The organism is Allobosea sp. FG18, assembly GCF_057809495.1.
The window spans coordinates 295,428-315,777 of the sequence record NZ_JBMDKB010000002.1; the positions used below are offsets into that span (position 1 = coordinate 295,428).

At 66.5% G+C, this 20,350-nt stretch carries 21 protein-coding genes; 12 read left to right on the plus strand and 9 right to left on the minus strand.

Going from position 1 to position 20,350, the window contains the following annotated elements; genetic code table 11:
* The first annotated feature begins 10 nt into the window (after positions 1 to 10).
* The 7 genes from ACODTJ_RS03610 (at position 11) to flbD (ending at position 6,510) form a co-directional block, all read left to right on the plus strand.
* The gene (locus ACODTJ_RS03610) at positions 11 to 673 is read left to right on the plus strand and encodes a flagellar hook assembly protein FlgD (RefSeq protein WP_454655862.1); all 663 of its coding nucleotides are present in this window, start codon (positions 11 to 13) and stop codon (positions 671 to 673) included.
* A gap of 107 nt (positions 674 to 780) precedes the next feature.
* The gene (sciP, locus tag ACODTJ_RS03615; protein ID WP_038359348.1) at positions 781 to 1,056 is read left to right on the plus strand and encodes a CtrA inhibitor SciP; all 276 of its coding nucleotides are present in this window, start codon (positions 781 to 783) and stop codon (positions 1,054 to 1,056) included.
* A gap of 302 nt (positions 1,057 to 1,358) precedes the next feature.
* Entirely contained in the window at positions 1,359 to 3,056 is a 1,698-nt protein-coding gene (gene fliF / locus ACODTJ_RS03620) for a flagellar basal-body MS-ring/collar protein FliF (RefSeq protein WP_488847568.1), read from the plus strand.
* Between the two features lie 104 nt (positions 3,057 to 3,160).
* Positions 3,161 to 4,150 carry a flagellar motor switch protein FliG gene (gene fliG, locus ACODTJ_RS03625; protein ID WP_454658954.1) on the plus strand — a complete coding sequence of 330 codons (990 nt, stop codon included), beginning with the start codon at positions 3,161 to 3,163 and terminating at the stop codon, positions 4,148 to 4,150.
* A gap of 1 nt (position 4,151) precedes the next feature.
* Positions 4,152 to 4,742, plus strand: coding sequence for a FliH/SctL family protein (locus ACODTJ_RS03630; RefSeq protein ID WP_454655864.1), 591 nt, complete (start codon positions 4,152 to 4,154; stop codon positions 4,740 to 4,742).
* Between the two features lie 11 nt (positions 4,743 to 4,753).
* Positions 4,754 to 5,104: a flagellar motor switch protein FliN gene (fliN, locus tag ACODTJ_RS03635; RefSeq protein ID WP_454655865.1), complete on the plus strand. Its 351-nt coding sequence runs from the start codon at positions 4,754 to 4,756 to the stop codon at positions 5,102 to 5,104.
* 41 nt (positions 5,105 to 5,145) lie between these two features.
* Positions 5,146 to 6,510, plus strand: coding sequence for a sigma-54-dependent transcriptional regulator FlbD (flbD, locus tag ACODTJ_RS03640; protein ID WP_488847572.1), 1,365 nt, complete (start codon positions 5,146 to 5,148; stop codon positions 6,508 to 6,510).
* Positions 6,511 to 6,522: 12 nt separating this feature from the next.
* Here flbD and ACODTJ_RS03645 read toward each other — a convergent pair whose 3' ends face one another.
* Positions 6,523 to 6,837 carry a hypothetical protein gene (locus ACODTJ_RS03645; protein WP_454655866.1) on the minus strand — a complete coding sequence of 105 codons (315 nt, stop codon included), beginning with the start codon at positions 6,835 to 6,837 and terminating at the stop codon, positions 6,523 to 6,525.
* Positions 6,838 to 7,234: 397 nt separating this feature from the next.
* Between ACODTJ_RS03645 and flhA the strand changes: the two genes are divergently transcribed.
* Together flhA and ACODTJ_RS03655 are read left to right on the plus strand one after the other, a co-directional pair.
* Positions 7,235 to 9,364, plus strand: a complete 2,130-nt coding sequence (flhA, locus tag ACODTJ_RS03650; RefSeq protein ID WP_454655867.1) for a flagellar biosynthesis protein FlhA — start codon at positions 7,235 to 7,237, stop codon at positions 9,362 to 9,364.
* A 79-nt stretch (positions 9,365 to 9,443) separates the two neighbouring features.
* Positions 9,444 to 10,331 (plus strand): DMT family transporter, encoded by an 888-nt coding sequence (locus ACODTJ_RS03655; protein ID WP_488847576.1) that lies wholly within the window; start codon positions 9,444 to 9,446, stop codon positions 10,329 to 10,331.
* Positions 10,332 to 10,388: 57 nt separating this feature from the next.
* On the opposite strand, the gene ACODTJ_RS03660 is transcribed toward ACODTJ_RS03655, so the two are convergent.
* A complete protein-coding gene (locus ACODTJ_RS03660; RefSeq protein ID WP_454655869.1) occupies positions 10,389 to 11,426 on the minus strand; it encodes a lysylphosphatidylglycerol synthase transmembrane domain-containing protein in 1,038 nt (345 codons plus the stop codon).
* A gap of 157 nt (positions 11,427 to 11,583) precedes the next feature.
* The gene (gene copM, locus ACODTJ_RS03665) at positions 11,584 to 11,970 is read right to left on the minus strand and encodes a CopM family metallochaperone (RefSeq protein ID WP_454655870.1); all 387 of its coding nucleotides are present in this window, start codon (positions 11,968 to 11,970) and stop codon (positions 11,584 to 11,586) included.
* 196 nt (positions 11,971 to 12,166) lie between these two features.
* On the opposite strand from copM, the gene ACODTJ_RS03670 reads away from it, so the two are divergent.
* Positions 12,167 to 12,781, plus strand: coding sequence for a GNAT family N-acetyltransferase (locus ACODTJ_RS03670; protein ID WP_454655871.1), 615 nt, complete (start codon positions 12,167 to 12,169; stop codon positions 12,779 to 12,781).
* Between the two features lie 55 nt (positions 12,782 to 12,836).
* Here ACODTJ_RS03670 and fliJ read toward each other — a convergent pair whose 3' ends face one another.
* Positions 12,837 to 13,241, minus strand: coding sequence for a flagellar export protein FliJ (fliJ, locus tag ACODTJ_RS03675; RefSeq protein ID WP_047574070.1), 405 nt, complete (start codon positions 13,239 to 13,241; stop codon positions 12,837 to 12,839).
* 234 nt (positions 13,242 to 13,475) lie between these two features.
* On the opposite strand from fliJ, the gene ACODTJ_RS03680 reads away from it, so the two are divergent.
* Positions 13,476 to 14,681, plus strand: coding sequence for an MFS transporter (locus tag ACODTJ_RS03680; RefSeq protein ID WP_488847580.1), 1,206 nt, complete (start codon positions 13,476 to 13,478; stop codon positions 14,679 to 14,681).
* Between the two features lie 7 nt (positions 14,682 to 14,688).
* Here ACODTJ_RS03680 and ACODTJ_RS03685 read toward each other — a convergent pair whose 3' ends face one another.
* Complete coding sequence (locus tag ACODTJ_RS03685) at positions 14,689 to 15,042, minus strand: DUF1304 domain-containing protein (RefSeq protein ID WP_454655873.1); 354 nt, start codon at positions 15,040 to 15,042, stop codon at positions 14,689 to 14,691.
* A gap of 36 nt (positions 15,043 to 15,078) precedes the next feature.
* Positions 15,079 to 16,425 carry a flagellar protein export ATPase FliI gene (gene fliI / locus ACODTJ_RS03690; protein WP_454655874.1) on the minus strand — a complete coding sequence of 449 codons (1,347 nt, stop codon included), beginning with the start codon at positions 16,423 to 16,425 and terminating at the stop codon, positions 15,079 to 15,081.
* Between the two features lie 435 nt (positions 16,426 to 16,860).
* Here fliI and ctrA point away from each other — a divergent pair, with 435 nt between their 5' ends.
* The gene (gene ctrA / locus ACODTJ_RS03695; protein WP_038359314.1) at positions 16,861 to 17,562 is read left to right on the plus strand and encodes a response regulator transcription factor CtrA; all 702 of its coding nucleotides are present in this window, start codon (positions 16,861 to 16,863) and stop codon (positions 17,560 to 17,562) included.
* A 313-nt stretch (positions 17,563 to 17,875) separates the two neighbouring features.
* Here the strand turns inward: ctrA and ACODTJ_RS03700 are convergent, their stop codons facing one another.
* The 3 genes from ACODTJ_RS03700 to ACODTJ_RS03710 form a co-directional block, all read right to left on the minus strand.
* The gene (locus ACODTJ_RS03700) at positions 17,876 to 18,769 is read right to left on the minus strand and encodes a CheR family methyltransferase (RefSeq protein ID WP_454655875.1); all 894 of its coding nucleotides are present in this window, start codon (positions 18,767 to 18,769) and stop codon (positions 17,876 to 17,878) included.
* Positions 18,766 to 19,887, minus strand: coding sequence for a chemotaxis-specific protein-glutamate methyltransferase CheB (gene cheB, locus ACODTJ_RS03705; RefSeq protein WP_488847583.1), 1,122 nt, complete (start codon positions 19,885 to 19,887; stop codon positions 18,766 to 18,768). Before cheB ends, ACODTJ_RS03700 begins: the two co-directional genes overlap by 4 nt.
* Positions 19,888 to 19,984: 97 nt before the next feature.
* Positions 19,985 to 20,350 (minus strand): response regulator, encoded by a 366-nt coding sequence (locus ACODTJ_RS03710; RefSeq protein ID WP_038359309.1) that lies wholly within the window; start codon positions 20,348 to 20,350, stop codon positions 19,985 to 19,987.

Sequence of the window (20,350 nt, forward strand, 5' to 3'; positions counted from 1 at the left end):
GATCAGCACCATGGCGGTTTCGGGAACGAACGGCACATCGGGTACCAGCAACAGTGCCGTGACCGGCACCAAGAGCGGGATCGCCAATAATTTCGACCAGTTCCTGACGCTGCTGACGACGCAGCTCAAGAACCAGTCGCCGCTGGACCCGCTCGACACCAACCAGTTCACCCAGCAGCTCGTGCAGTTCGCGGGCGTCGAGCAGCAGCTCAGGACCAACGAAACGCTCGGCTCCCTGCTCAGCCTCAGCGCCGCCGGGACGGCGACGAACGCAGTCGGCTTCATCGGTTCCACGATCACCGCCGACGGCGCCACGGCACGGTTGACCGGCGGCAAGGCCGAGTGGAAGGTCAACATGCCCGCCGCGGGCTCGGCGACGATCACGATCAAGGATGCCAAGGGCAACGTCGTCCAAACGCAGACCAGGGCGCTGACCGCCGGCGACCAGACCTATAGCTGGGACGGCACCACGTCGACCGGCACGAAGGCGGCGGAGGGCGAGTACACCATCACGATCGACGCCAAGAGCGTGGCGGGGGATGTCATCACGGCGAAGACGCAGATCAGCGGCGTGGTCGACGGGGTCGATTTCACCTCGTCGATCCCGGTTCTCAAGATCGGCGGCATCAGCGTCCCGATCGACAAGGTGAAGAGCGTGGTCCGCAGCGATTGAGCGTGAGCGAATCAGTCGTGGACATCCGAGGCGATCGTTTTAGCCAATTCTTAAAGCCGCCCGCCTATGCTGCCCTCAGTAGCTCTGTTGAGTTGTGTGAGAGTACCATGACCGAGCCATTGCGACCGCGGGTGAAATACGTGATCGGACCGGACGGAAGTCCGCTGACGATCGCGGATCTCCCGCCAATGAATACCAGGCGCTGGGTCATCCGGCGGAAGGCCGAGGTGGTGGCCGCCGTGCGCGGCGGGCTGCTCAGCCTCGAAGAGGCGTGCCAGCGCTACACGCTGACCGTCGACGAGTTCCTGAGCTGGCAGATGTCGATCGATCAGCATGGCCTCGCCGGCCTGCGGACGACTCGGATTCAGCACTACCGCCAGTAAGAAGCAGAGATTTCGGTTTCTTTTCAAAGGCGTCGGCCCTGACAGGGCCGGCGCCTTTGGCGTTTGCGCTGCCAGAGCGGTTCCGCACTCCTTCGGAACGCCGAATCGCTCCAAATTCTTGTTTGGCGCATTTTCTTCACGCGAACCGGAGTCCACTTCGCTTGAAAATGCTCTAGCCCGCGAGAAAGATTAACGACCCGCCCCCAAAAATTAACCGACCGCTAACCATGCGCTGGGAAAAACTTGCCTAGTGGGTCGGAGCAGGTGCGCCGTCCCTGCGATTCTGTGGGACGGATGGCGGCGTGAACGGCCTGATCGAGCAGTTTGCCAAATTCGGAGCGGCGCGCCTGGCAGCCATGCTGGCCGTCACGCTGGTGCTCGTCGGCTTCTTCGGCTTCGTCATGCTCAGGATGTCGCAGCCGGCGATGAGCGTGCTGTTCTCGGACCTGGGTAGCCAGGACGTCAGCGCGATCCTCAAGGATCTCGATGCGCGCGGCATCAAGTACGAACTGCGCGGCGACGGGCAGACGGTGCTGGTGCCGAAGGCCGACGTGCCGCGCCTGCGCCTCGACCTCGCCAGCAAGGGCATCCCGGCCGGCGGCGGCGTCGGCTACGAGATCTTCGACAAGGGCGATGCCTTCTCCTCGACCAGCTTCGTCCAGAACATCAACCATCTGCGCGCGCTCGAAGGCGAGCTCTCCCGCACCATCCGCTCGATCGGGCGGGTGCAGGCGGCGCGCGTCCATCTCGTCATCCCGGAGCGGCGCCTGTTCGAGCGCGACCGCGAGCCGCCGCGCGCCTCGATCGTGCTCAAGCTCGCGGGCGATCTCGATGCCGCGCAGGTCCGGGCCGTGCGCCATCTCGTCGCCTCGGCTGTCGATGGCCTGAAGCCGGAGCGGGTGTCGATTGTCGACGAGCGCGGCCGGCTGCTGGCGGACGGCGCCCAGAGCGACCAGGGCCTGATCGGGCTCGGCATCGAGGAGCGGCAGACCGCGATCGAGAAGCGCCTCAAGTCGCAGGTCGAGGATATCGTCGCCAGCGTCGTCGGCTATGGCCGGGCGCGGGTGCAGGTCTCGGCCGCGCTCGACACCAACCGGGTCGAGAGCCGCTCCGAGAGCTACGATCCGGAAGGCCGGGTGCTGCGCTCCAGCCAGAACCGCACCGAGGCCTCGACCACGAGCGAGGGCGGCAATGGCACGGTGACCGTCGGCAACGAACTGCCGGGCGCGCAGCAGACGCAAGGCGCGCAGCAGAACCAGCGCGAGAACTCCCAGAAGAACGAGGAAGTCTCCAATTACGAGATCTCGCGCACCACCCGCACCGAGGTGCTGGAGGGCGGACGGGTCAAGAAGCTCTCCGTTGCTGTCCTCGTCGACGGCAATTACACGCGCAGCCCGGCCGGCGAAATGTCCTACCAGCCGCGCAACAACGACGAGCTGGAGCGCATCGGCGAGCTCGTGCGCACCGCCGTCGGCTTCGACCAGGGCCGCGGCGACAAGGTCGAGGTCGTCAACCTGCGCTTCGCCGAGGCGCCCCCGGCGCCGGCCGAGCTCACCGAGCAGTCGTTGATGCAAAAGCTCACCTCCTTCACGAAGGAGGATGTCATCCGCTTCGCCGAACTCGGCGTCATCTCGCTGCTCACGGTGATCGTGCTGATGACAGTGGTGCGTCCGCTGCTGAAGCAGGTTCTGGCCGCCGACAACAGCAATGTCCGGGCGATCCCCTCCTTCATGCGCAATGGTGGCGCCGCCCTGGCCGGCCCCCCCGGGTCGACCGGCGATCCGGCCGGCAGCGGGCGGGCGGTGACGGTCGGCCCAGACGGCGAACCGCTTTCCGTGGACGTGGACGCCGGGCCGTCCGAGCGGATGCTCGCCATCGCTCAGGTCAAGGGCCAGCTCAAGGCGCAGTCCGTGGAAAAGATCGGGGTCCTCGTCTCGCAAAATCCGTCCGATTCGGTCGCGGTGCTGCGGAGCTGGATCCACGAGAAGTCCGCTGCGTGACGGGGCGCTGAGACATGGCTGAGGCCCGATCCATCGCTACGCGAACCCCCGGTCTCCCGGACGCCATCGAGGGCGGCGGCTTCGGCGTGACCACCGTCGCCGAAATGACGGGTCCGCAGCGCGCCGCCGTCATCCTGCTCGTGCTCGGCGAGGAGCACGGACGCAAGATCTGGCAGGAATTCGACGACGACGAGATCCGCATCATCACCCGCGCCATGGCAGAGCTCGGCACGGTCGATGCCGACGAGGTCGAGCGCCTGATGCTCGATTTCGTCGGAAAGCTCTCCAGCGCCGGCGCGGTGACGGGGTCGTTCGACCGCACGATCTCGCTGCTCGAGAAGATCCTGCCGACGGATCAGGTCGCGCTGATCATGGAGGAAATCCGCGGGCCTGCCGGCCGCAACATGTGGCAGAAGCTCGGCAATATCGATGCTGTCGTGCTCGCGAACTTCCTCAAGAACGAATACCCGCAGACCATTGCGGTGATCCTGTCGAAGATCCGGGCGGAGCATGCCGCCAATGTGTTGCGCAACCTGCCGAACGATCTCTCGATCGAGGTCGTCGGCCGCATGCTGCGGCTGGAGTCGGTGCAGAAGGAAGCCCTCGACCATATCGAGAATACGCTGCGCACCGAGTTCGTCTCGACCCTGACCCAGACGCGCCGTCGCGATCCGCACGAAATGATGGCGGAGATCTTCAACGGCTTCGACCGGCAGACCGAGATCCGCTTCCTTTCTGCACTGGACGCCTCGAACCAGGACGCGGCGGAGCGCATCCGCGCCCTGATGTTCACCTTCGAGGACCTCGCCAAGCTCGATCCGGCCGGCCTGCAGACGCTGGTGAGCCAGGCCGACAAGAGCACGCTGGCGCGTGCGCTCAAGGGCGCCAGCCAGCCGATGCGCGACTTCTTCCTCGGGGCGATGTCGCAGCGCGCCGCCAAAAACATGCAGGACGACATGGCTAGCATGGGTCCCTTGCGCCTCAAGGAGGTCGACGAGGCCCAGACGACGCTCGTCCAGATGACCAAGGAGCTCGCCGAAAAGGGCGAGATCGTGCTGTCCAAGGGCAGCTCCGAAGACGAGTTGGTGTACTGAGATGACGTCCGCCAAGAAATTCCTGTTCGGGACGGATTTTCGCGAAGGCAGCCGCAAGGCCGCCGGCGAGGCCGAGCTCACCGCGGCCCGCGCAGAGGGCTTCCATGCCGGGCAGGAACAGGCGCATCGCGAAGCGCAGTCACAGCTCGTCGGCCTGACCGGCCAGCTCGCGCGTTCGGCCGAGCGGCTTTTCGCGCAGGAGGCTGCCCGCACCGCCGCGATCGAGGAACATGCGGCCCATGTTGCGATCGTGACGGCGAAGGCGCTGGCCGGGGCCGCGCTGGCCGAGAAGCCGCTGGCCTCCCTGGCGGGAGCCATCCGCGAGTGCCTGAACCATGCCCGCACGGCGCCGCATCTCGTGCTGCGCGTGCATGAGAGCGTGGTCGAGGCAGCCGAGGAGCTGGTCCGGAAGCTTGCGGCCGAACACGGCTTCTCCGGCAAGCTGATCGTGATCGGGCAATCCGACATCGCGCCGGGCGACGGGCGTATCGAATGGGCGGAGGGCGGCTTCGTCCTCGACAGCCAGCAACTCACGGCTCTGGTCGAGCAGGCGGTCGCCCGCGTGTTCGGCCATGGCCATGCAGAACCATGAAGGTCTGAGCCATGAGCCAGGAAAGCGATCTCAATCTGCCGCCGCTGAACCAGGCCGACCTGTCCTTCGATCAGGGCGAGATGTCGGTCGCCCGGTCGGGCCCGGTGCCGGTCAAGACGGCCGAGGATCTCGAACAGGTCTTCGACGTGCCGGTCACGGTGTCCGCCGTGCTCGGCTCCTCCAAGGTCGCGGTCGGCGACCTGCTCCAGATCGTGCCGGGCGCCGTGCTCGAGCTCGACCGGCGCGTCGGCGAGGCCATCGACATCTTCGTCAACGAGCGGCTCGTCGCGCGCGGGGAGGTCGTCGTCGTCGAGGACCGGCTCGGCGTGACCATGACCGAAATCATCAAGGCAGACCGGTGACGGCCCGCCCCATGACATCGACGAACAGAAGGACCTGAGCCATGCGCCTCATCATCGCCGGCGGTCTCAAGGGGCAGATCATCGCAGCCGCCAAGATCGCCATGTCGCATGGCGCGGCCGTCACCCATACCGAAAGCCTCGACCAGACGCTCGCCGTGCTGCGCGCCAAGGGTGCCGACCTGCTGATGGTCGATGTCGCCCAGCCGATCGCAGGGTATGTCGCGGCGCTGGAAGCCGAGCGCATCCGCACGCCGATCGTCGCCTGCGGTACCTCGACCGATACGCGCGCCGCCGTCGCGGCGATCCAGGCCGGCGCCCGGGAATATGTACCGCTGCCGCCCGATCCGGAATTGATCGCGGCGGTGCTGGAGGCGGTCGCCGCCGACCAGTCCAGCCTGATCTGGCGCGATCCGGCGATGGAGCGCGTCGTGCAGCTCGCCACGCAGATCGCGCGCTCGGAAGCGCCGGTGCTCGTCACCGGCGAGAGCGGCACCGGCAAGGAGGTGATCGCACGCCATCTCCACCAGAAGTCGGGCCGCAAGGACCGCCCGTTCGTCGCGGTGAACTGCGCGGCCATCCCCGACAACCTGCTCGAATCCGAACTGTTCGGCCATGAGAAGGGCGCCTTCACCGGTGCCATCGCGCGCCGCATCGGCAAGTTCGAAGAGGCCAATGGCGGCACGCTGCTGCTCGACGAAATCTCGGAGATGGATGTCCGCCTGCAGGCCAAGCTCCTGCGCGCGCTGCAGGAGCGCATGATCGACCGGGTCGGCGGCACGCAGCCGGTCAAGGTCGATATCCGGATCATCGCGACCTCGAACCGCAACCTGGCCGATGCCGTGCGCGAGGGCTCATTCCGCGAGGACCTGCTCTATCGCCTCAATGTCGTGCATCTGCGCCTGCCGGCGCTGCGCGAGCGGCCGGGCGACATCCTGGTGCTGGCCGAGCATTTCGCCAGGAAATATGCGGATCTGAACGGGCTGCCAGCGCGGCCGATCGCGACCGACGCACGCAAGTTGCTTTTGGCCAGCGCGTGGCGCGGCAATGTCCGCGAACTGGAAAACACGATGCACCGGGCGGTGCTGCTGGCGAGCGGGCCGGAGATCGCCGCTTCCGCCGTGCTCAGCCCGGAAGGCGAGGCGCTTTCACCGGCTCCGTCGCGCGATCCGGCCGCACGGGCGGCCCAGACGGCGGAGGCCATGACGCGTTCGCTGGTGGGCCACACGGTCGCCGATGTCGAGCGCGAACTCATCCTCGATACGCTCGATCACTGCCTCGGCAACCGGACGCATGCGGCCAAGATTCTGGGAATCTCGATCCGCACGCTGCGCAACAAGCTCAGCGAGTACACCTCGTCCGGCATTACCGTGGCCGAGCCGGGTCAGACGCGCATCAGCGCCGCCTGACCCGCGGATCCGTCAGTAGTAGCGCCGCCGATAATAATAGCGCGGGCGGGCGTAATAGCGCGGCCGGTAATAGTAGCGCGGGCGCGCATAATAGCGGGGGCGCGCGTAGTAGCGCGGCCGGCGGTAATAGTAATACTGGCTGAATTCGGCGTCGCTCTTGTCGAGCGCCTCCTTCATCTCGGCGGTCACGGCCTCGTCGCCCTTGGTGGGCTCTGCGTCCGGCACCGGTACCAGCTTGGGCTGGGCCGCTTCGGCGGCGGCGATGCCGCCCATGCCGGCTGCGGCAAAGCCGCCGACCAGTGTCATCAGGAATGAGCGTCTGTCCACGACGGCCTCCAGGCTGTTGTCACCACATCTCCCGCGGCATTCTTAGGCAAGGAATGCCAGCATGGAATAATGCATTTAAATGACGCTTTGTTCCATCGGGCCGGTTTTTGCGGGGCACGGTTGCGGATGCAGCCTCGTCACTCGACAGCGTTGAGTGGTCGCGCCATGCTTTCGAGCGGCTTGCGCGCGGCCGGACGTGCGAAGCGCACGGCGATGGCGACACAGCCGCCATGCGCATGGCGTCGGGAAGCAACGGTGCCCGGCCGAAAAGGTTCCGGTGGAGCATTCGGGGACAGGCTCCCGAGAGCCGGTTTAACCAATCATTCACCATACGCCCGGCAAGAATTGCCGAGCTGCGCCCTGCTTCGGGGCGCGCAGGCGTGGGGCGGTGCGGTCGATGACCGATATGACGGCAGGGCAGGGCAGAGGCTTTACCGTTCCCGATCGCGGGGCGCTCGGCAAACTGTTCAACCGTCCCGACCTCTTCCTCGCCATCGGCGTCATGGGCATCCTGGTGGTGCTCATCTTCCCGATGCCGGCGGTGCTGCTCGATCTCTTGCTGGCGCTGTCGATCATCGTCTCGGTGCTCGTGCTGATGACCGCGCTCTTCATCGAGGAGCCGCTGGAGTTTTCGGCCTTCCCGACGGTGTTGCTGATCGTCACCATGTTCCGGCTGGCGCTGAACCTCGCCTCGACGCGCCTGATCCTGGCCCATGGCCATGAGGGCACGGCGGCCGCCGGCCATGTCATCGAGGCCTTCGCCGGCTTCGTGATGAGCGGCAATTTCGTGATCGGCGTGATCGTCTTCACGATCCTGATCATCGTGAACTTCGTCGTCATCACCAAGGGCTCGGGCCGCATCGCCGAGGTCGCGGCTCGCTTCAGCCTCGACGCCATGCCCGGCAAGCAGATGGCGATCGACGCCGACCTGTCCGCCGGCCTGATCGATCAGGAGACCGCGAAGGTCCGCCGCAGGGCCCTGGAGGATGAGTCCTCCTTCTTCGGCTCGATGGACGGTGCTTCGAAATTCGTGCGCGGCGACGCCATCGCCGGCCTGCTGATCACCTTCATCAACGTGCTCGGCGGCATCGTCATCGGCGTGGCGCAGCAGAACCTCAGCTTCGGCCAGGCGGCGACGAACTACACGCTGCTCACCGTCGGCGACGGCCTCGTCAGCCAACTGCCGGCGCTGATCGTCTCGACCGCGGCCGGCCTGCTCGTCTCGAAGGCGGGCGTGCGCGGCGCGGCCGACAAGGCGCTCGGCAAGCAGCTCTCCGGTTATCCCAAGGCGCTCGGCATGTCGGCGGCGGTGATGTTGCTGATCGCGGTGCTGCCGGGCATCCCGATGCTGCCCTTCCTCGTGCTGGCAGCTGGCGCAGGCTTCATGGCCTACCGTTTCGGCAAGGCGGCCAAGGCCCGCGAGGCCGAGCAGGGCATGGCCGATCCGACGCAGCCCGGCGGTGCGGTCTCTGCGGATGGCACGCAGCGCGAGGAGACGCTCAACGACCTCCTCAAGATGGACGAACTCAAGATCGAGATCGGCTACGGGCTCCTGCCGCTGGTCAACGCGCCGAGCGGGCAGGACCGCCTGACCGATCAGGTCCGGGCGCTGCGCCGCCAGCTCGCGGCCGAGCTGGGCTTCGTCATGCCCGCCGTGCGCATCGTCGACAACGTCCAGCTCGAGGCGAACCACTACTTCATCAAGATCAAGGAGATCGATGCCGGGCAGGGTATCGTCTATGCTGGCCAGTACATGGCGATGGACCCGATGGGCGGTGCCGTGAACCTGCCGGGCCACAATGTGCTGGAGCCGACCTTCGGCCTGCCGGCGACCTGGATCGACGCGGCCTTGCAGGACGAGGCGCAATTGCGCGGCTACACCGTGGTCGACGCCGCGACCGTGATCTCGACGCATCTCACCGAGGTGCTGAAGTCCAACATGCCGGAACTGCTCTCGCATTCCGAGGTGCAGAAGCTGCTGCGCGAGCTGCCGAAGGACCATGCCGATCTCGTCAAGGAGATCGTGCCGAGCCAGATCTCGACCACCGGTATCCAGCGCGTGCTGCAGCTCCTGCTCTCCGAGCGCATCTCGATCCGCGACCTGCCGACGATCATCGAGGGGATTGCCGAGGTCTCGTCGGGCATGCGCAACCCGCGCGAGATCGCCGAGCATGTTCGCGCCCGGCTCGCCCGCCAGATCTGCGCCCAGTTCTCGAACATGCAGGGCGTGCTGCCGATCATCACGCTGTCGCCGGCCTGGGAAGGCGTCTTCGCCGAGTCGATCATCGGTCAGGGCGAGGACCGTCATCTCGCCATGCAGCCCTCGCGCCTGCAGGAATTCGTGCATCACGTCCGCGACAAGTTCGAGGATGCCGCGCGCATCGGCGAGATGCCGGCGCTGGTCACCTCGGCCATGGCCCGGCCCTTCGCCCGCCAGATCATCGAGCGCTTCCGCAGGGAGACGCCGGTGCTGTCGCAGGCGGAGATCCATCCGCGCGTGCGCCTCAAGACGGTCGGCAGCGTCTGAGGCTTCTCTCCGGTTTCCACGGGGCGCCGATGCCTACCGCGCAATGGTCAGCCTAGCGGCCTGTGGCTAAGCGGAGAGCATGTCGCGCAACACCGCCCTTTTCGCCGTCATGTGCCTCGTCTGGGGGCTGACCTGGCTGCCGGTCAAGGTCGGCTCCATGCATGTCCCTCCGGTCTTCCTGGCGGCGGCGCGGTTCTCGATCGCCGGCCTGCTGATGCTGCTCTGGGCCGGGCGCGACGTGTCCAAGGTGCCGGGCGGCGCCTGGCCGCGATTGATCGGCACGGCGCTGCTGCTCAACACCGCCAATTACACGCTGCTGTTCTGGGGCACGAAGCCCGCGCCGAGCGGGCTCGCCGCCATCGTCAATTTCGCGACGATCCCGATCTATACGCTGCTGGCTAGCCGCGTGATCGAAGGCGTGCGGATCGACGGGCGCAAGATCGCGGCGATCGCGCTCGGCACCGTCGGCCTGGGCTTCCTGTTCGCAACGCGGGCGATGGGCGGGCTCTCCGCTGCGCATGGCGATCCGCTCGAGGCGATGGGGCTCGCGGCCGTGGCGGCTGGGACCTTGTTCTATTGCGTCGGTGCCGTGCTCTCCAGGCCGATCGCCGGGACGATGCCGACATTGACGCTGGCCGGCTGGCAGACGCTGATCGGCGGCATCGGGCTGACCGCGGTCTCGCTTTCGCTGGAGCCGGTCGGCCTTGCCGATGTCCGGGCGCTGGCGAGCTGGCCGGTGCTGCCGGCGGTGCTCTTCCTGATCGTCGGCGGCTCGCTGATGGGTTTCACCATCTATATGCGGCTGCTGCGCGACTGGGGTGCCTTCCGCGCCGGGCTCTATGCCTTCGTCAGCCCGGCCATCGCGGTCGCGGTCGGCGTCGTCGCGCTCAGCGAGCCCTTCGGCTGGTCGGAAGCGGTCGGCGCGCTCCTGATGTTCGGCGCGGCTGCGATCGCGCTCAAGCGCTGACAGGCTTTCTGCGCATCGGCTTGGCTCGAAAACCGGTTCCCAGTTTGCGGGCCGATGCTAGGGCGGCGGAGCGATGCGGGTGCTGCGCTTGAGCTGCGCCCGCTCGAAGGCCAGCACGATCGGCAGCGAGAAGACCAGCGGCAGGATGAGGTAGAACATCCGCCAGATCAGCAGCGCGGCGAAGACGGCTGGCGCCGGCACGCCCGGCATGACAGCGAGGAACACCGCCTCCATCACGCCGACGCCGCCCGGCACCTGGCTGAGCAAACCGGCCGAGAACGAGAGCAGGAAGGCGCCGAGCACGATCAGGAAGCCCGGATTGCCCTGGTCCGGCAGCGCGAAATAGATGATGCCAGCCGCGCCCGCGAGTTCGAGCGGCGCCGCCAGATATTGCCTGAAGACGATCGGCAGGCGCGGATAGATGATCTCGAACTTGCCGATTTTCAGCGGCTTGAAGCGCAGCCACGAACCGATGGTGTAGAGCGCGACGAAGGCGAGCATGCCGAGGCCGATCAGCCGCGCGGTATTGTCTGATATCGCGAACCATTTCGACATCCGTTCGAGCGGATGCAGGATCTGCGGCTCGTAGAGCAGCACGAGCCCCATCAGGAAGATCGTGCCGAAGGCGAAGGTGAAGGAGCAGAGCGCGACGAGGACTGCGACCTCGCCCGCCGTCAGGCCCTTCGCCGTATAGGCGCGGTAGCGCACCATGCCGCCCGAAAAGACCGAGGCGCCGATATTGTGGGAGAGTGCATAGGTGACGAAGGAGCAGAGCGAGATATAGGGCCAGGAGATGCCCTTCTCCTTGCCGAGATGGATCAGGGCGATGCGGTCGTACCAGGCGAGCGCGGCATAGGCTACGAGGGTCGCCAGCCCCGCATGGAGGAAGGCTTCCGGCGGAATCACCGCGATCTTGTGGCCGATGCGGTGGGCGATGATCTTGATGCTCTGCCAGAGCCCGGCATCGGCGAGCAGCGCCTTGATGGCGGCGTCCGAGCCAGCCTCGGCCTTGAGCTTGTCCCAGAGCAGTTCGACGGACCAGACGACGGCGACGAGCCCGATGATCGGCCAGAGATAGTCGAGATAGCGTTTCATGGAGGCCGCGGGTTCGGAACAAGATGGTGACGGGTAGGATGGCCCACGTCGTCACCGCTGCGGCGCGAACCTTTCCCCTCTCTGCCAGTGGGGAGGAGCGAGGGCAAGCGCCTGAGCTTGCTCGCCCTGGCCCAAGGTCAGGGGCGTGAAGCGGAGGTCACTTGCCGTTCTTCTTCAGCCAGTCCCGCATCATCGCGACTTCCTTCTCCTGGTCGCGGATGACGTTCTCGGCGAGTTTGCGGATTTCCGGATCCTTGCCATGGGCGAGGACGATCTTGGCCATGTCGATCGCGCCCTGATGATGCGGGATCATGCCGCGAACGAAATCGGCATCGGCATCGCCGGAATAGGGGATGTCCATGTCCTTGTGCATCTTCGTGTTGGCGTCGCGATAGGCCTTGGTCGAGGCGCTCTCGCCGGGCTTTGCCGTCGCAGCAGAGACTCCGTGGCCGGCATGGCCGCCATGGGGCTGCTGGGCCTGGGCCGTGCCGGCAAGCAGGCCGGCGGCGAGAAGGGCGGCCAGGACGGTGGCGGTGCGGTTCATCTCGTCTCATCCTCGATCGTACGTGAAGGCGGATCGCGCCTCGCCGGCGGTTCGATCCATCGTGATGTCCGGCCGGGGAGGCGGGACGGGGCGCGATGCCGTGACGCCGGGCATGCATCGGCATGCGGTGATCTTTCGACCCCGATCATGTCATGATCGCGGCAGATTCCCTTATGAGCCGATCGAACAGCCCTTCATGACCCAGAGCCTGACCATCACCCTGACCGGAACGACCGACCTGCCGCCCGGGAAGATTGCGACCATCGTGACTTCGCTGGAGATGTTCGAACGGCCGCCGGAGCGACCTGACCCGGCCGGGATCGTGGGTTTTTCGCTTGATGCGATCGGACGCTCCGATGTCGAGCGCTATCTCGCCGTCTACCGGCTGCTCGGCGAGCGCTGGATGTGGTTCAGCCGCCTGACCAAGCCGCGCGCCGAGATCGAGGCGATCCTCGCCGACCCGGCCGTCGAGCTCTACGCCGTTCGCTTTGAGGGGCGCGATGTCGGCCTGCTCGAGCTGGATTTCCGCGTGCCGGGCGAGGGCGAACTTGCCTTCTTCGGGCTGGACGAGGCCGTGGTCGGGAAGGGCGCCGGTCGTTGGCTGATGAACCGGGCGCTCGCGCTGGCCTGGGCTCAGCCGATCACGCGCTTCTGGGTGCATACCTGCACGCTCGACCACCCCGCCGCGCTCGCCTTCTACCAGCGCTCCGGCTTCACGGTGTTCAAGCGCGGGGTCGAGGTCGATGACGATCCGCGCCTGACCGGCAAGCTGCGGCGCGACTCCGTCGAGCACCATCCCATCATCGCATGAAAAAGGGCGGCGCCCTTCCGGACGCCGCCCTCTTGTCTGAACTCTGATTGCGGCCTCAGACGCGCGAGCGCAGCCCGATCGCGTCCATGGTGGCCTGGTCGCGGGCGGCCTCCGCCGCGCGCTCCGAGGCGCGCTCGCGGTCGTCGAGAATCTCGACCTTCTTCATGTCCTCGAAGGCTTCCTGCAGCTCGGCCTTGGCCTCGTCGAGCTGGCCCTTCAGGTTGTCGGCCGACTGGCGCAGGTTGTCGCGGCGGCCGAGCGCTGCCTTGGCATAGGTCGGATAGGCGAAATGGGCGGGGTCCGCGATGCCGGCGCGCGATTCCTCGGCCTGGATCTCGCGATCGAGATCGCTCGCCATCCGATGAAAATCGGCGATCATCATCTCGATCTGGCTTACCCGGCGACGCTTTTCGTCGACCTGGAAGCGCTTGAGCCGAAGAAGCGTCTCTCGCGACTTCATATCGTTTTCAACTCCTGATTACGCATCGGCGCTGCCGACCCCTCGGCGCGCGCCGGAACTCCATCCGCGAGACGAGGAGCAACATGGCGCAAGGAGGTTGACCTTTCCTTACCGGAACGGGCTGCCTTTGACGCATGATCCGCCCGCGTCGCGGTTGCTGCCGCCGGCTGTCGGGATGATCTAGTGACGTCGGACGCAAGGCCATTCGGCCTCCTGCTCCGCGGATATCCTGTCTTGGCTGCCTCTTCTCGTTTCGGCGGGCACGGCCCCCTGCTTCTCGGCCTGGCCATGACCCGCATCATCGGCTGGGGCTCGACCTTCTATTCGCCCTCGGTTTTGGTCGGCGCGCTCGATCGCGAGATCGGCCTCAATGCCGAGATCGTCTTCGGCGGCATCACCATCCTGCTCGTCACCGGGGCCTTGGTCGCACCCGCGATCGGGCGCGTGCTCGACCGCGAGGGCACGCGGCGCTCGATGTGCATCGGTGCAGTGATCTGCGCGCTCGGGCTCGGCGTCCTGTCGCAGGCGCAGGGGCCGGTTAGCTATCTCGCGAGCTGGTTCGTGATCGGGCTCGGCCATGCGATGTCGCTCGCCAATACCGGCAACGTCACGATCTCCCAATTGATGGGGGACCGGACGCGGCGGGTGATCGGCCTGATGATGCTGGTTACGGGACTGGCTTCCAGCGTGTTCTGGCCCCTGACGGCGGTGCTGATGAACGCGTTCGGCTGGCGGATGACGTTGCTCGTTTTCGCGGCCATGCAGATCGTCATCGTACTGCCGGTTTATGCGTCGATCCCGCGCTATCGGCATCTGCCTGCCCGCGCGGCCAAGCCGGAGGCGGCATCCGTCGGCGAACGCGGGCGCGTCGCGCCCGAGGCCCGCAGGGCGGCGTTCTGGCTGGTGGCGCTCGCCTTCTCCGCCAGCGGGCTCGTCTCATGGGGCCTGCCGCTGCATCTGATCAGCCTGTTCCAGGAAGCCGGGCTGACGCAGGCCGAGGCTGTCTGGGTCGCGACGCTCAGCGGCCTGGCGACGCTGGCCGCCCGCGCCATCGACGCGACTTTGGGAGAGCGGCTTCCGGCCGAGAAGGTGGCGCTGTTCGGCCTGCTGCTGGGGCCGATCCTGTGCCTGACGCTGCCTTTCGTGACGATGACGATTACGGCGGCTGCGATCTTCATCGTGCTGTTCAGCGCGGCGCTCGGCGTGATCTCGATCGCGCGGGCGACGCTGCCGCTGGCGCTGTTCGGGCGCAACGGCTTCGCGTCGATGCTCGGCAAGCTCACCGTGCCGCAGAACATGACCTTCGCCGCGGCGCCGCTGCTCTTCGCGGTGATGGTCGAGCGGCTCGGCGCCAGCCCGACACTGGTGATCTCGGCGGCCATTCAGGCCATCGGCTTCGCCGCGATGTTCGCGCTGGTGCGGATGGTGGCGCGGGCCTGAAGCGGGATCAGATCCGGGCCAGCAGGGCCGCGATTGCGAGCGCCGCGGGCAGCGCCTGTATATAGAGGATCTTGCGGCTGGCGGTTGCTGCGCCAAACAGTCCGGCAACGAGGACGCAGGCCAGGAAGAACAGCTTGATCGCGAAGCCTTCCGGGCCGAGCCAGAGGCCCCAGGCGAGGCCGGCTACGAGGAAGCCGTTATAGAGCCCCTGGTTGGCGGCGAGCACTTTCGAGCGCGCGGCGAATTCCGGCGTGAGGCCGAAGGCCTTGTGACCGCGCGGCGTGTCCCACCAGACCATCTCCAGAATGACGATATAGACGTGGATCAGCGCGACGAGGCCGATCAGGAGCGCTGCGATCATCGTCGGACATCCTGCGGTGGGAGATATCGGCGACCATCAGACCGTCCCGCTCATGATGGCGGCAAGGCGCGCGTAGCATTCCTGCAGTGGGGTTGCGTCGTCCTTGGCCTGCTTGAGGAAGGCTTCCAGCGCGGGATGCAGGCGGATCGCCTCGTCCACCTCGGCCGAGGCGCCCTGACGATAGGCGCCGAGGCGAATCAGTTCTTCCATGTCGGCATAGGTCGCGAGCGTCGAGCGCGCCTTCTGCACCACCGGATAATAGGCGGGGTCGCAGGAACGCGGCATCGTGCGCGAGACCGATTTGAGGATGTTGACCGCCGGATAGCGTCCGCGCTCGGCGATGGAGCGTTCCATGACGATATGGCCGTCGAGAATGCCGCGCACCGCGTCGGCGACCGGCTCGTCATGGTCGCCGCCGTCGACCAGAACGGTGAAGAGGCCGGTGATGGCGCCGTCGCCGGTGCCGGGGCCGGCGCGTTCGAGCAGGCGCGGCAGTTCGGCGAAGACGGTCGGGGTGTAGCCCTTCGTGGTCGGCGGCTCGCCGGCGGCCAGGCCGATCTCGCGCATCGCCATGGCGAAGCGCGTCACCGAATCCATCAGGCACATCACCTGGAGGCCGCGGTCGCGGAAATATTCGGCGAGCGTCAGCGTGGTGAGGGCCGCCTGCTTGCGCATCAGCGCCGGCTCGTCCGAGGTCGCAACGACGACGATCGAGCGGGCGAGGCCCTGCGGCCCGAGATCCTCCTGCAAGAACTCCTGCACCTCGCGGCCACGCTCGCCGACGAGGCCGATTATGTTGACGTCGGCCTGGGCATAGCGGGCGAGCATCGAGAGCAGCACGGACTTCCCGACGCCGGAGCCGGCGAAGATGCCCATGCGCTGGCCGATGCAGCAGGTCAGGAAGGTGTTGAGAGCTCGCACGCCGAGATCGAGCGGGCGACCGACCCGGCGCCGCTTATGGGCGTTCGGGGGATCGTTGCGATAGGCGAAGAGCGTGTCGCCCTGCGGCAAAGGCGGGCCGCCGTCGACCGGACGGCCAAGCGCATCGACGACCCGGCCGAGCCAGGCCGGGGTGGGGCGCAGGCCCGGCTGCGCCTGGTCGACATGGACGGGGCAGCCGCGGCGGACGCCGTCGAGCCCGCCGAACGGCATGACCAGCGCCTTGTCACCGGAGAAGCCGACGACCTCGCAGGGAACGCGCGTGCCCGGCGCGATCTCGATGCCGACGCGCCCGCCCAGGCTCATCGTGCCGATCGGCCCGGCGACCTCAACCAGCAGGCCGCGCACGCCGATGACGCGGCCATAGATGGTCACGCTTTCGATATGCTCGATGGCGGTCGCCAAAGCGGAGAGGCGGTCATGGCCGTGGGACGGGGAATTCATCGGAGTGATTCAACTTCGCCGGCAGTGTACGGGCAACCGAATTCGCGGCCGGCCCGACCTGTGGATGATTTGGTAAGAGTTCCTAACAAATTGCGCTCATTTACCTGCTGTTAAGCTCTGTGATTAACACTGCGGATTGAGGCTGCCACGTGTCGCAGAGCCATTATGGCGCTGTTTCCCGGGGCAACCCTCCGCGAGAGGCGCTTTCGCGGCCGAGAAGTTCAGCGATCCGTGTCAAATTCGACTCACCTCGACAAGGATCGTTCACTTTCTCCGAGGAAGCGCTTGCGCTCGGGAATCACGGTTTGTTAACCAGTTTCCTCGTAGCGTGTCGCGTGGCGTTTCATTGGGCAAGTGCGTCGTCGTCCGGGGCCGAACGGTCCGGGCGGAAACAACGGTCAAACCTGCCCTGCGGGCGAAATTGGGGACGTGGACATGCGGGTTCTGCTGATCGAGGACGATAGCGCGACCGCTCAAAGCATCGAGCTCATGCTCAAATCGGAGAGCTTCAACGTCTATACGACGGACCTCGGCGAAGAGGGCGTCGATCTCGGCAAGCTCTACGACTACGACATCATCCTGCTCGACCTGAACCTCCCCGACATGTCGGGCTACGAGGTTCTGCGCTCGCTTCGCGTGGCGAAGGTCAAGACGCCGATCCTGATCCTCTCCGGCCTCGCCGGCATCGAGGACAAGGTGAAGGGCCTCGGCTTCGGTGCCGACGACTATCTCACCAAGCCGTTCCACAAGGACGAGCTGGTCGCCCGCATCCATGCGATCGTGCGCCGCTCGAAGGGCCACGCCCAGTCGGTCATCACCACCGGCGATCTGGTCGTCAATCTCGACACCAAGACGGTCGAGGTCGATGCCGCCCGCGTGCACCTGACCGGCAAGGAATACCAGATGCTGGAGCTGCTCTCGCTCCGCAAGGGCACGACGCTCACCAAGGAGATGTTCCTCAACCATCTCTATGGCGGCATGGACGAGCCCGAGCTCAAGATCATCGACGTGTTCATCTGCAAGCTGCGCAAGAAGCTCGCCAACGCGTCGGACGGCAAGAACTACATCGAGACCGTCTGGGGCCGCGGCTATGTGCTGCGCGAGCCGTCCGATGTCGAGGAACGCATCCCGGCCTGACGCATTTCCGTCGCCCGCCCGTCATCGGGCGGTCATGAAGCGACGCCATACCAGTTCTTGACCTGATCGTCGGATGTACACGACAGGTCGACGGGGACCCCGCCGAGAGGCGGGGTTTTTGTTTGTGCGGTGATGAAGTGGCCAGCCTCCGCCGGGAGCGGCTTTTGGCCCGTCTGAAACGCCTTCCCGTCATTGCGAGGAGCGAAGCGACGAAGCAATCCAGGAGGACTGGGCTGAAGCGTTCAACCCAGTCCTCCTGGATTGCTTCGCTGTGCTCGCAATGACGAGGCCGGTTCTTCGAGACGCTGGCGGCTCAGCCGCGCAGTGCGGAGGCGGCGATGGCGGGCCGCGGCCGCAGGCCTGGCGCAGGGGAGGCGGTAACGGGCGCTGCCGCCATCGCGACGTGCCGGTAGAGGCCGCGATGCTGCGGATCACAGGTGAGCTTCGTTGCCAGCCCCAGCACGGTTTCGGCGGCGCCGAGCACGAAGGCTCCATCCGGCACGAGGCGCGGCGTCAGCAGTTCGAGCACCCTCACCTTGGTCGGCACGTCGAAATAGATCAGGACGTTGCGGCAGAAGATCACGTCGAACCGACCGAATTGGTCGTTGCGCTCGAGCAGGTTGTGCTGCTTGAACGTGACCATCGAGCGGATGCGCTCGGAAACCTGCCATTTGTCGCCGATCTGCTGGAAATGCTTCAGCAGCATCTGGATCGGCAGCCCGCGCTGGATTTCGAACTGGCTGTAGATGCCGACGCGGGCCTTCTCCAGAATCTCCGCGGAGATATCGGTTCCGAGGATCTCGATCTTCCAGCCGGCGAGCCGGTCGCCGAGCTCGTCGATCAGCATGGCCAGAGAAAAGGCTTCCTGGCCGCTGGAGACGGCGGCGCACCAGATCCGCAGCGACCGGCTGGCGGCATTGGCGGCGAGCCGCTCGGGCAGGATGACGTCCCGGAACAGATTGAACGGTGTCTGGTCGCGGAAGAACAGCGTCTCGTTGGTGGTCATGGCGTCGACCACGGCGCTTTCGAGAGCGAGGTCACGCGAGAGCCTGAGTTGGCGGACGAGCGCCTCGATATCGGCGATGCCGCGCCGACGGCAGAGGATGCCGAGCCGGCTTTCGGCGAGGTAACGCTTGTCCGCGGTCAGCGACAGGCCGGAGCGCTGCTGCAGCAGAAGGCGGAGGAAGGCGAAATCGGCTTCGGTCATGCCGTTTGCACCCCCCGCACGAGGCAGCGGATCGAGGCGCCGATCTCGTCGAGCGCGATGACGGCACTGGCACGGCGGGCGCGCACGACCGAACCGGGCATACCCCAGATCGTGCTGCTCGGCTCGTCCTGGGCGATGACGGCGGCGCCGGCCTTGCGCAGCGCGCCGGCGCCAGTGGTGCCGTCGCTGCCCATGCCGGTGAGGACGAGGCCGAGTGCGGCCGGACCGAGATGGCGGGCGGCTTCGCTGAACAGGACATCGACGGCCGGGCGGCAGAAATTGACGGGCGGCTCGTCACCGATGCGCGCGACGATATGGCCGAGCCGGCGGTCGATGCCGAGATGGCGTCCGCCGGGCGCGATGTAGACGGTGCCGCGCATCAGGCGCTCGCCGTCGAAGGGCTCGCGGGCGGGAACCCCGATATGGGCGGCGACCTGTTCGGCGAAGGAGGCGGTGAAGAGCGGCGGCATGTGTTGGACGACGACCGTCGTCAGGTCGTTGAGACCTTCGCCGATGTCGAACAGTACCTTGGCGACGGCGCGAGGACCGCCGGTGGAGGCGCCGATCACGAGATAGCGCGGCATCACCGAGACGAGCGGGCGCAGGTTCGTCGGCCCGGCATGCGGCAGATCGGTGTCGATCTCGGGCGGGAGCGAGCCGGGCCTCACCGGCGCCTGGACGATGTTGCCGAGCTTGAGCAGGAACTCGCTGCGGAAATCCAGCGACAAGGTCATGCCGCTGCGGCTGTCCGGTTTCGAGACCACGTCCATCGCGCCCCGCGTCATGCACTCGAGGGCGAGGCGGGTGTTGCGCTCGTTCAACGTCGCGGCGAGCAGGATACCCGTGTTCGGGCTTTCCCTGAGGATCTGGGGCAGTGCCGTGGCACCGTCGACGCCGGGCATATCGAGGTCGAGCACCATCACGTCGGGCTTGAAGCGGGTGGCGTGGGCGACAGCGGTCTCGCCGTCCCCGGCGACCGCGACGACGTGGAAATTGCCGGCCTCACCCAGCCAGCGCGCGAAGAGCCCGCGCACGACGACGGAATCGTCGGCGATCACCACGGTCTTGTGCCGCGATGCGGGGCTTGCTGGAAGCGCGCGAGGAGACAAGGTCGGCATGTTTCTCACCGGGGCGGCGGCGTAGGTGCAGGCATCTTGAGCGTAGGCATCCTCGGCGAAGCGATGCCGATGCGCTGCCGCATCGGGACGCGCTCGCTCAGAGCAGGCCGACCTGATGGAATTTCGAAGCCACGATCTCCTTGTCGAAGGGCTTCATGATGTACTCGTCGGCACCGGCATGCATGGCGCGCGCGATATGGGCGATGTCGTTCTCGGTGGTGCAGAACACCACCTTGGGGCGCTTGCCGCCCGGCATCTGGCGCAGCGTGCGCAGGAACTCGTAGCCGTCCATGATCGGCATGTTCCAGTCGAGCAGCACGGCGTCCGGCATCTCGCCCTTGCAGGCGTCGATGGCGCGCGCGCCGTCCTCGGCCTCGGCGATGCGGAACTGCAGCCCCTCCAGAATACGGCGGGCCACCTTTCGGATCACCGCTGAGTCGTCGACGACGAGGCAGTATTTCAT

Coding starts and splice junctions, on each gene's coding strand:
- ACODTJ_RS03610 (WP_454655862.1), top strand. CDS start 11: ATGGCGGTTTCGGGAACGAACGGCACATCGGGTACCAGCAACAGTGCC.
- sciP (WP_038359348.1), top strand. CDS start 781: ATGACCGAGCCATTGCGACCGCGGGTGAAATACGTGATCGGACCGGAC.
- fliG (WP_454658954.1), top strand. CDS start 3,161: ATGACGGGTCCGCAGCGCGCCGCCGTCATCCTGCTCGTGCTCGGCGAG.
- ACODTJ_RS03630 (WP_454655864.1), top strand. CDS start 4,152: ATGACGTCCGCCAAGAAATTCCTGTTCGGGACGGATTTTCGCGAAGGC.
- fliN (WP_454655865.1), top strand. CDS start 4,754: ATGAGCCAGGAAAGCGATCTCAATCTGCCGCCGCTGAACCAGGCCGAC.
- flbD (WP_488847572.1), top strand. CDS start 5,146: ATGCGCCTCATCATCGCCGGCGGTCTCAAGGGGCAGATCATCGCAGCC.
- flhA (WP_454655867.1), top strand. CDS start 7,235: ATGACCGATATGACGGCAGGGCAGGGCAGAGGCTTTACCGTTCCCGAT.
- ACODTJ_RS03655 (WP_488847576.1), top strand. CDS start 9,444: ATGTCGCGCAACACCGCCCTTTTCGCCGTCATGTGCCTCGTCTGGGGG.
- ACODTJ_RS03660 (WP_454655869.1), bottom strand. CDS start 11,426: ATGAAACGCTATCTCGACTATCTCTGGCCGATCATCGGGCTCGTCGCC.
- copM (WP_454655870.1), bottom strand. CDS start 11,970: ATGAACCGCACCGCCACCGTCCTGGCCGCCCTTCTCGCCGCCGGCCTG.
- ACODTJ_RS03670 (WP_454655871.1), top strand. CDS start 12,167: ATGACCCAGAGCCTGACCATCACCCTGACCGGAACGACCGACCTGCCG.
- fliJ (WP_047574070.1), bottom strand. CDS start 13,241: ATGAAGTCGCGAGAGACGCTTCTTCGGCTCAAGCGCTTCCAGGTCGAC.
- ACODTJ_RS03685 (WP_454655873.1), bottom strand. CDS start 15,042: ATGATCGCAGCGCTCCTGATCGGCCTCGTCGCGCTGATCCACGTCTAT.
- fliI (WP_454655874.1), bottom strand. CDS start 16,425: ATGAATTCCCCGTCCCACGGCCATGACCGCCTCTCCGCTTTGGCGACC.
- ctrA (WP_038359314.1), top strand. CDS start 16,861: ATGCGGGTTCTGCTGATCGAGGACGATAGCGCGACCGCTCAAAGCATC.
- ACODTJ_RS03700 (WP_454655875.1), bottom strand. CDS start 18,769: ATGACCGAAGCCGATTTCGCCTTCCTCCGCCTTCTGCTGCAGCAGCGC.
- cheB (WP_488847583.1), bottom strand. CDS start 19,887: ATGCCGACCTTGTCTCCTCGCGCGCTTCCAGCAAGCCCCGCATCGCGG.
- ACODTJ_RS03710 (WP_038359309.1), bottom strand. CDS start 20,350: ATGAAATACTGCCTCGTCGTCGACGACTCAGCGGTGATCCGAAAGGTG.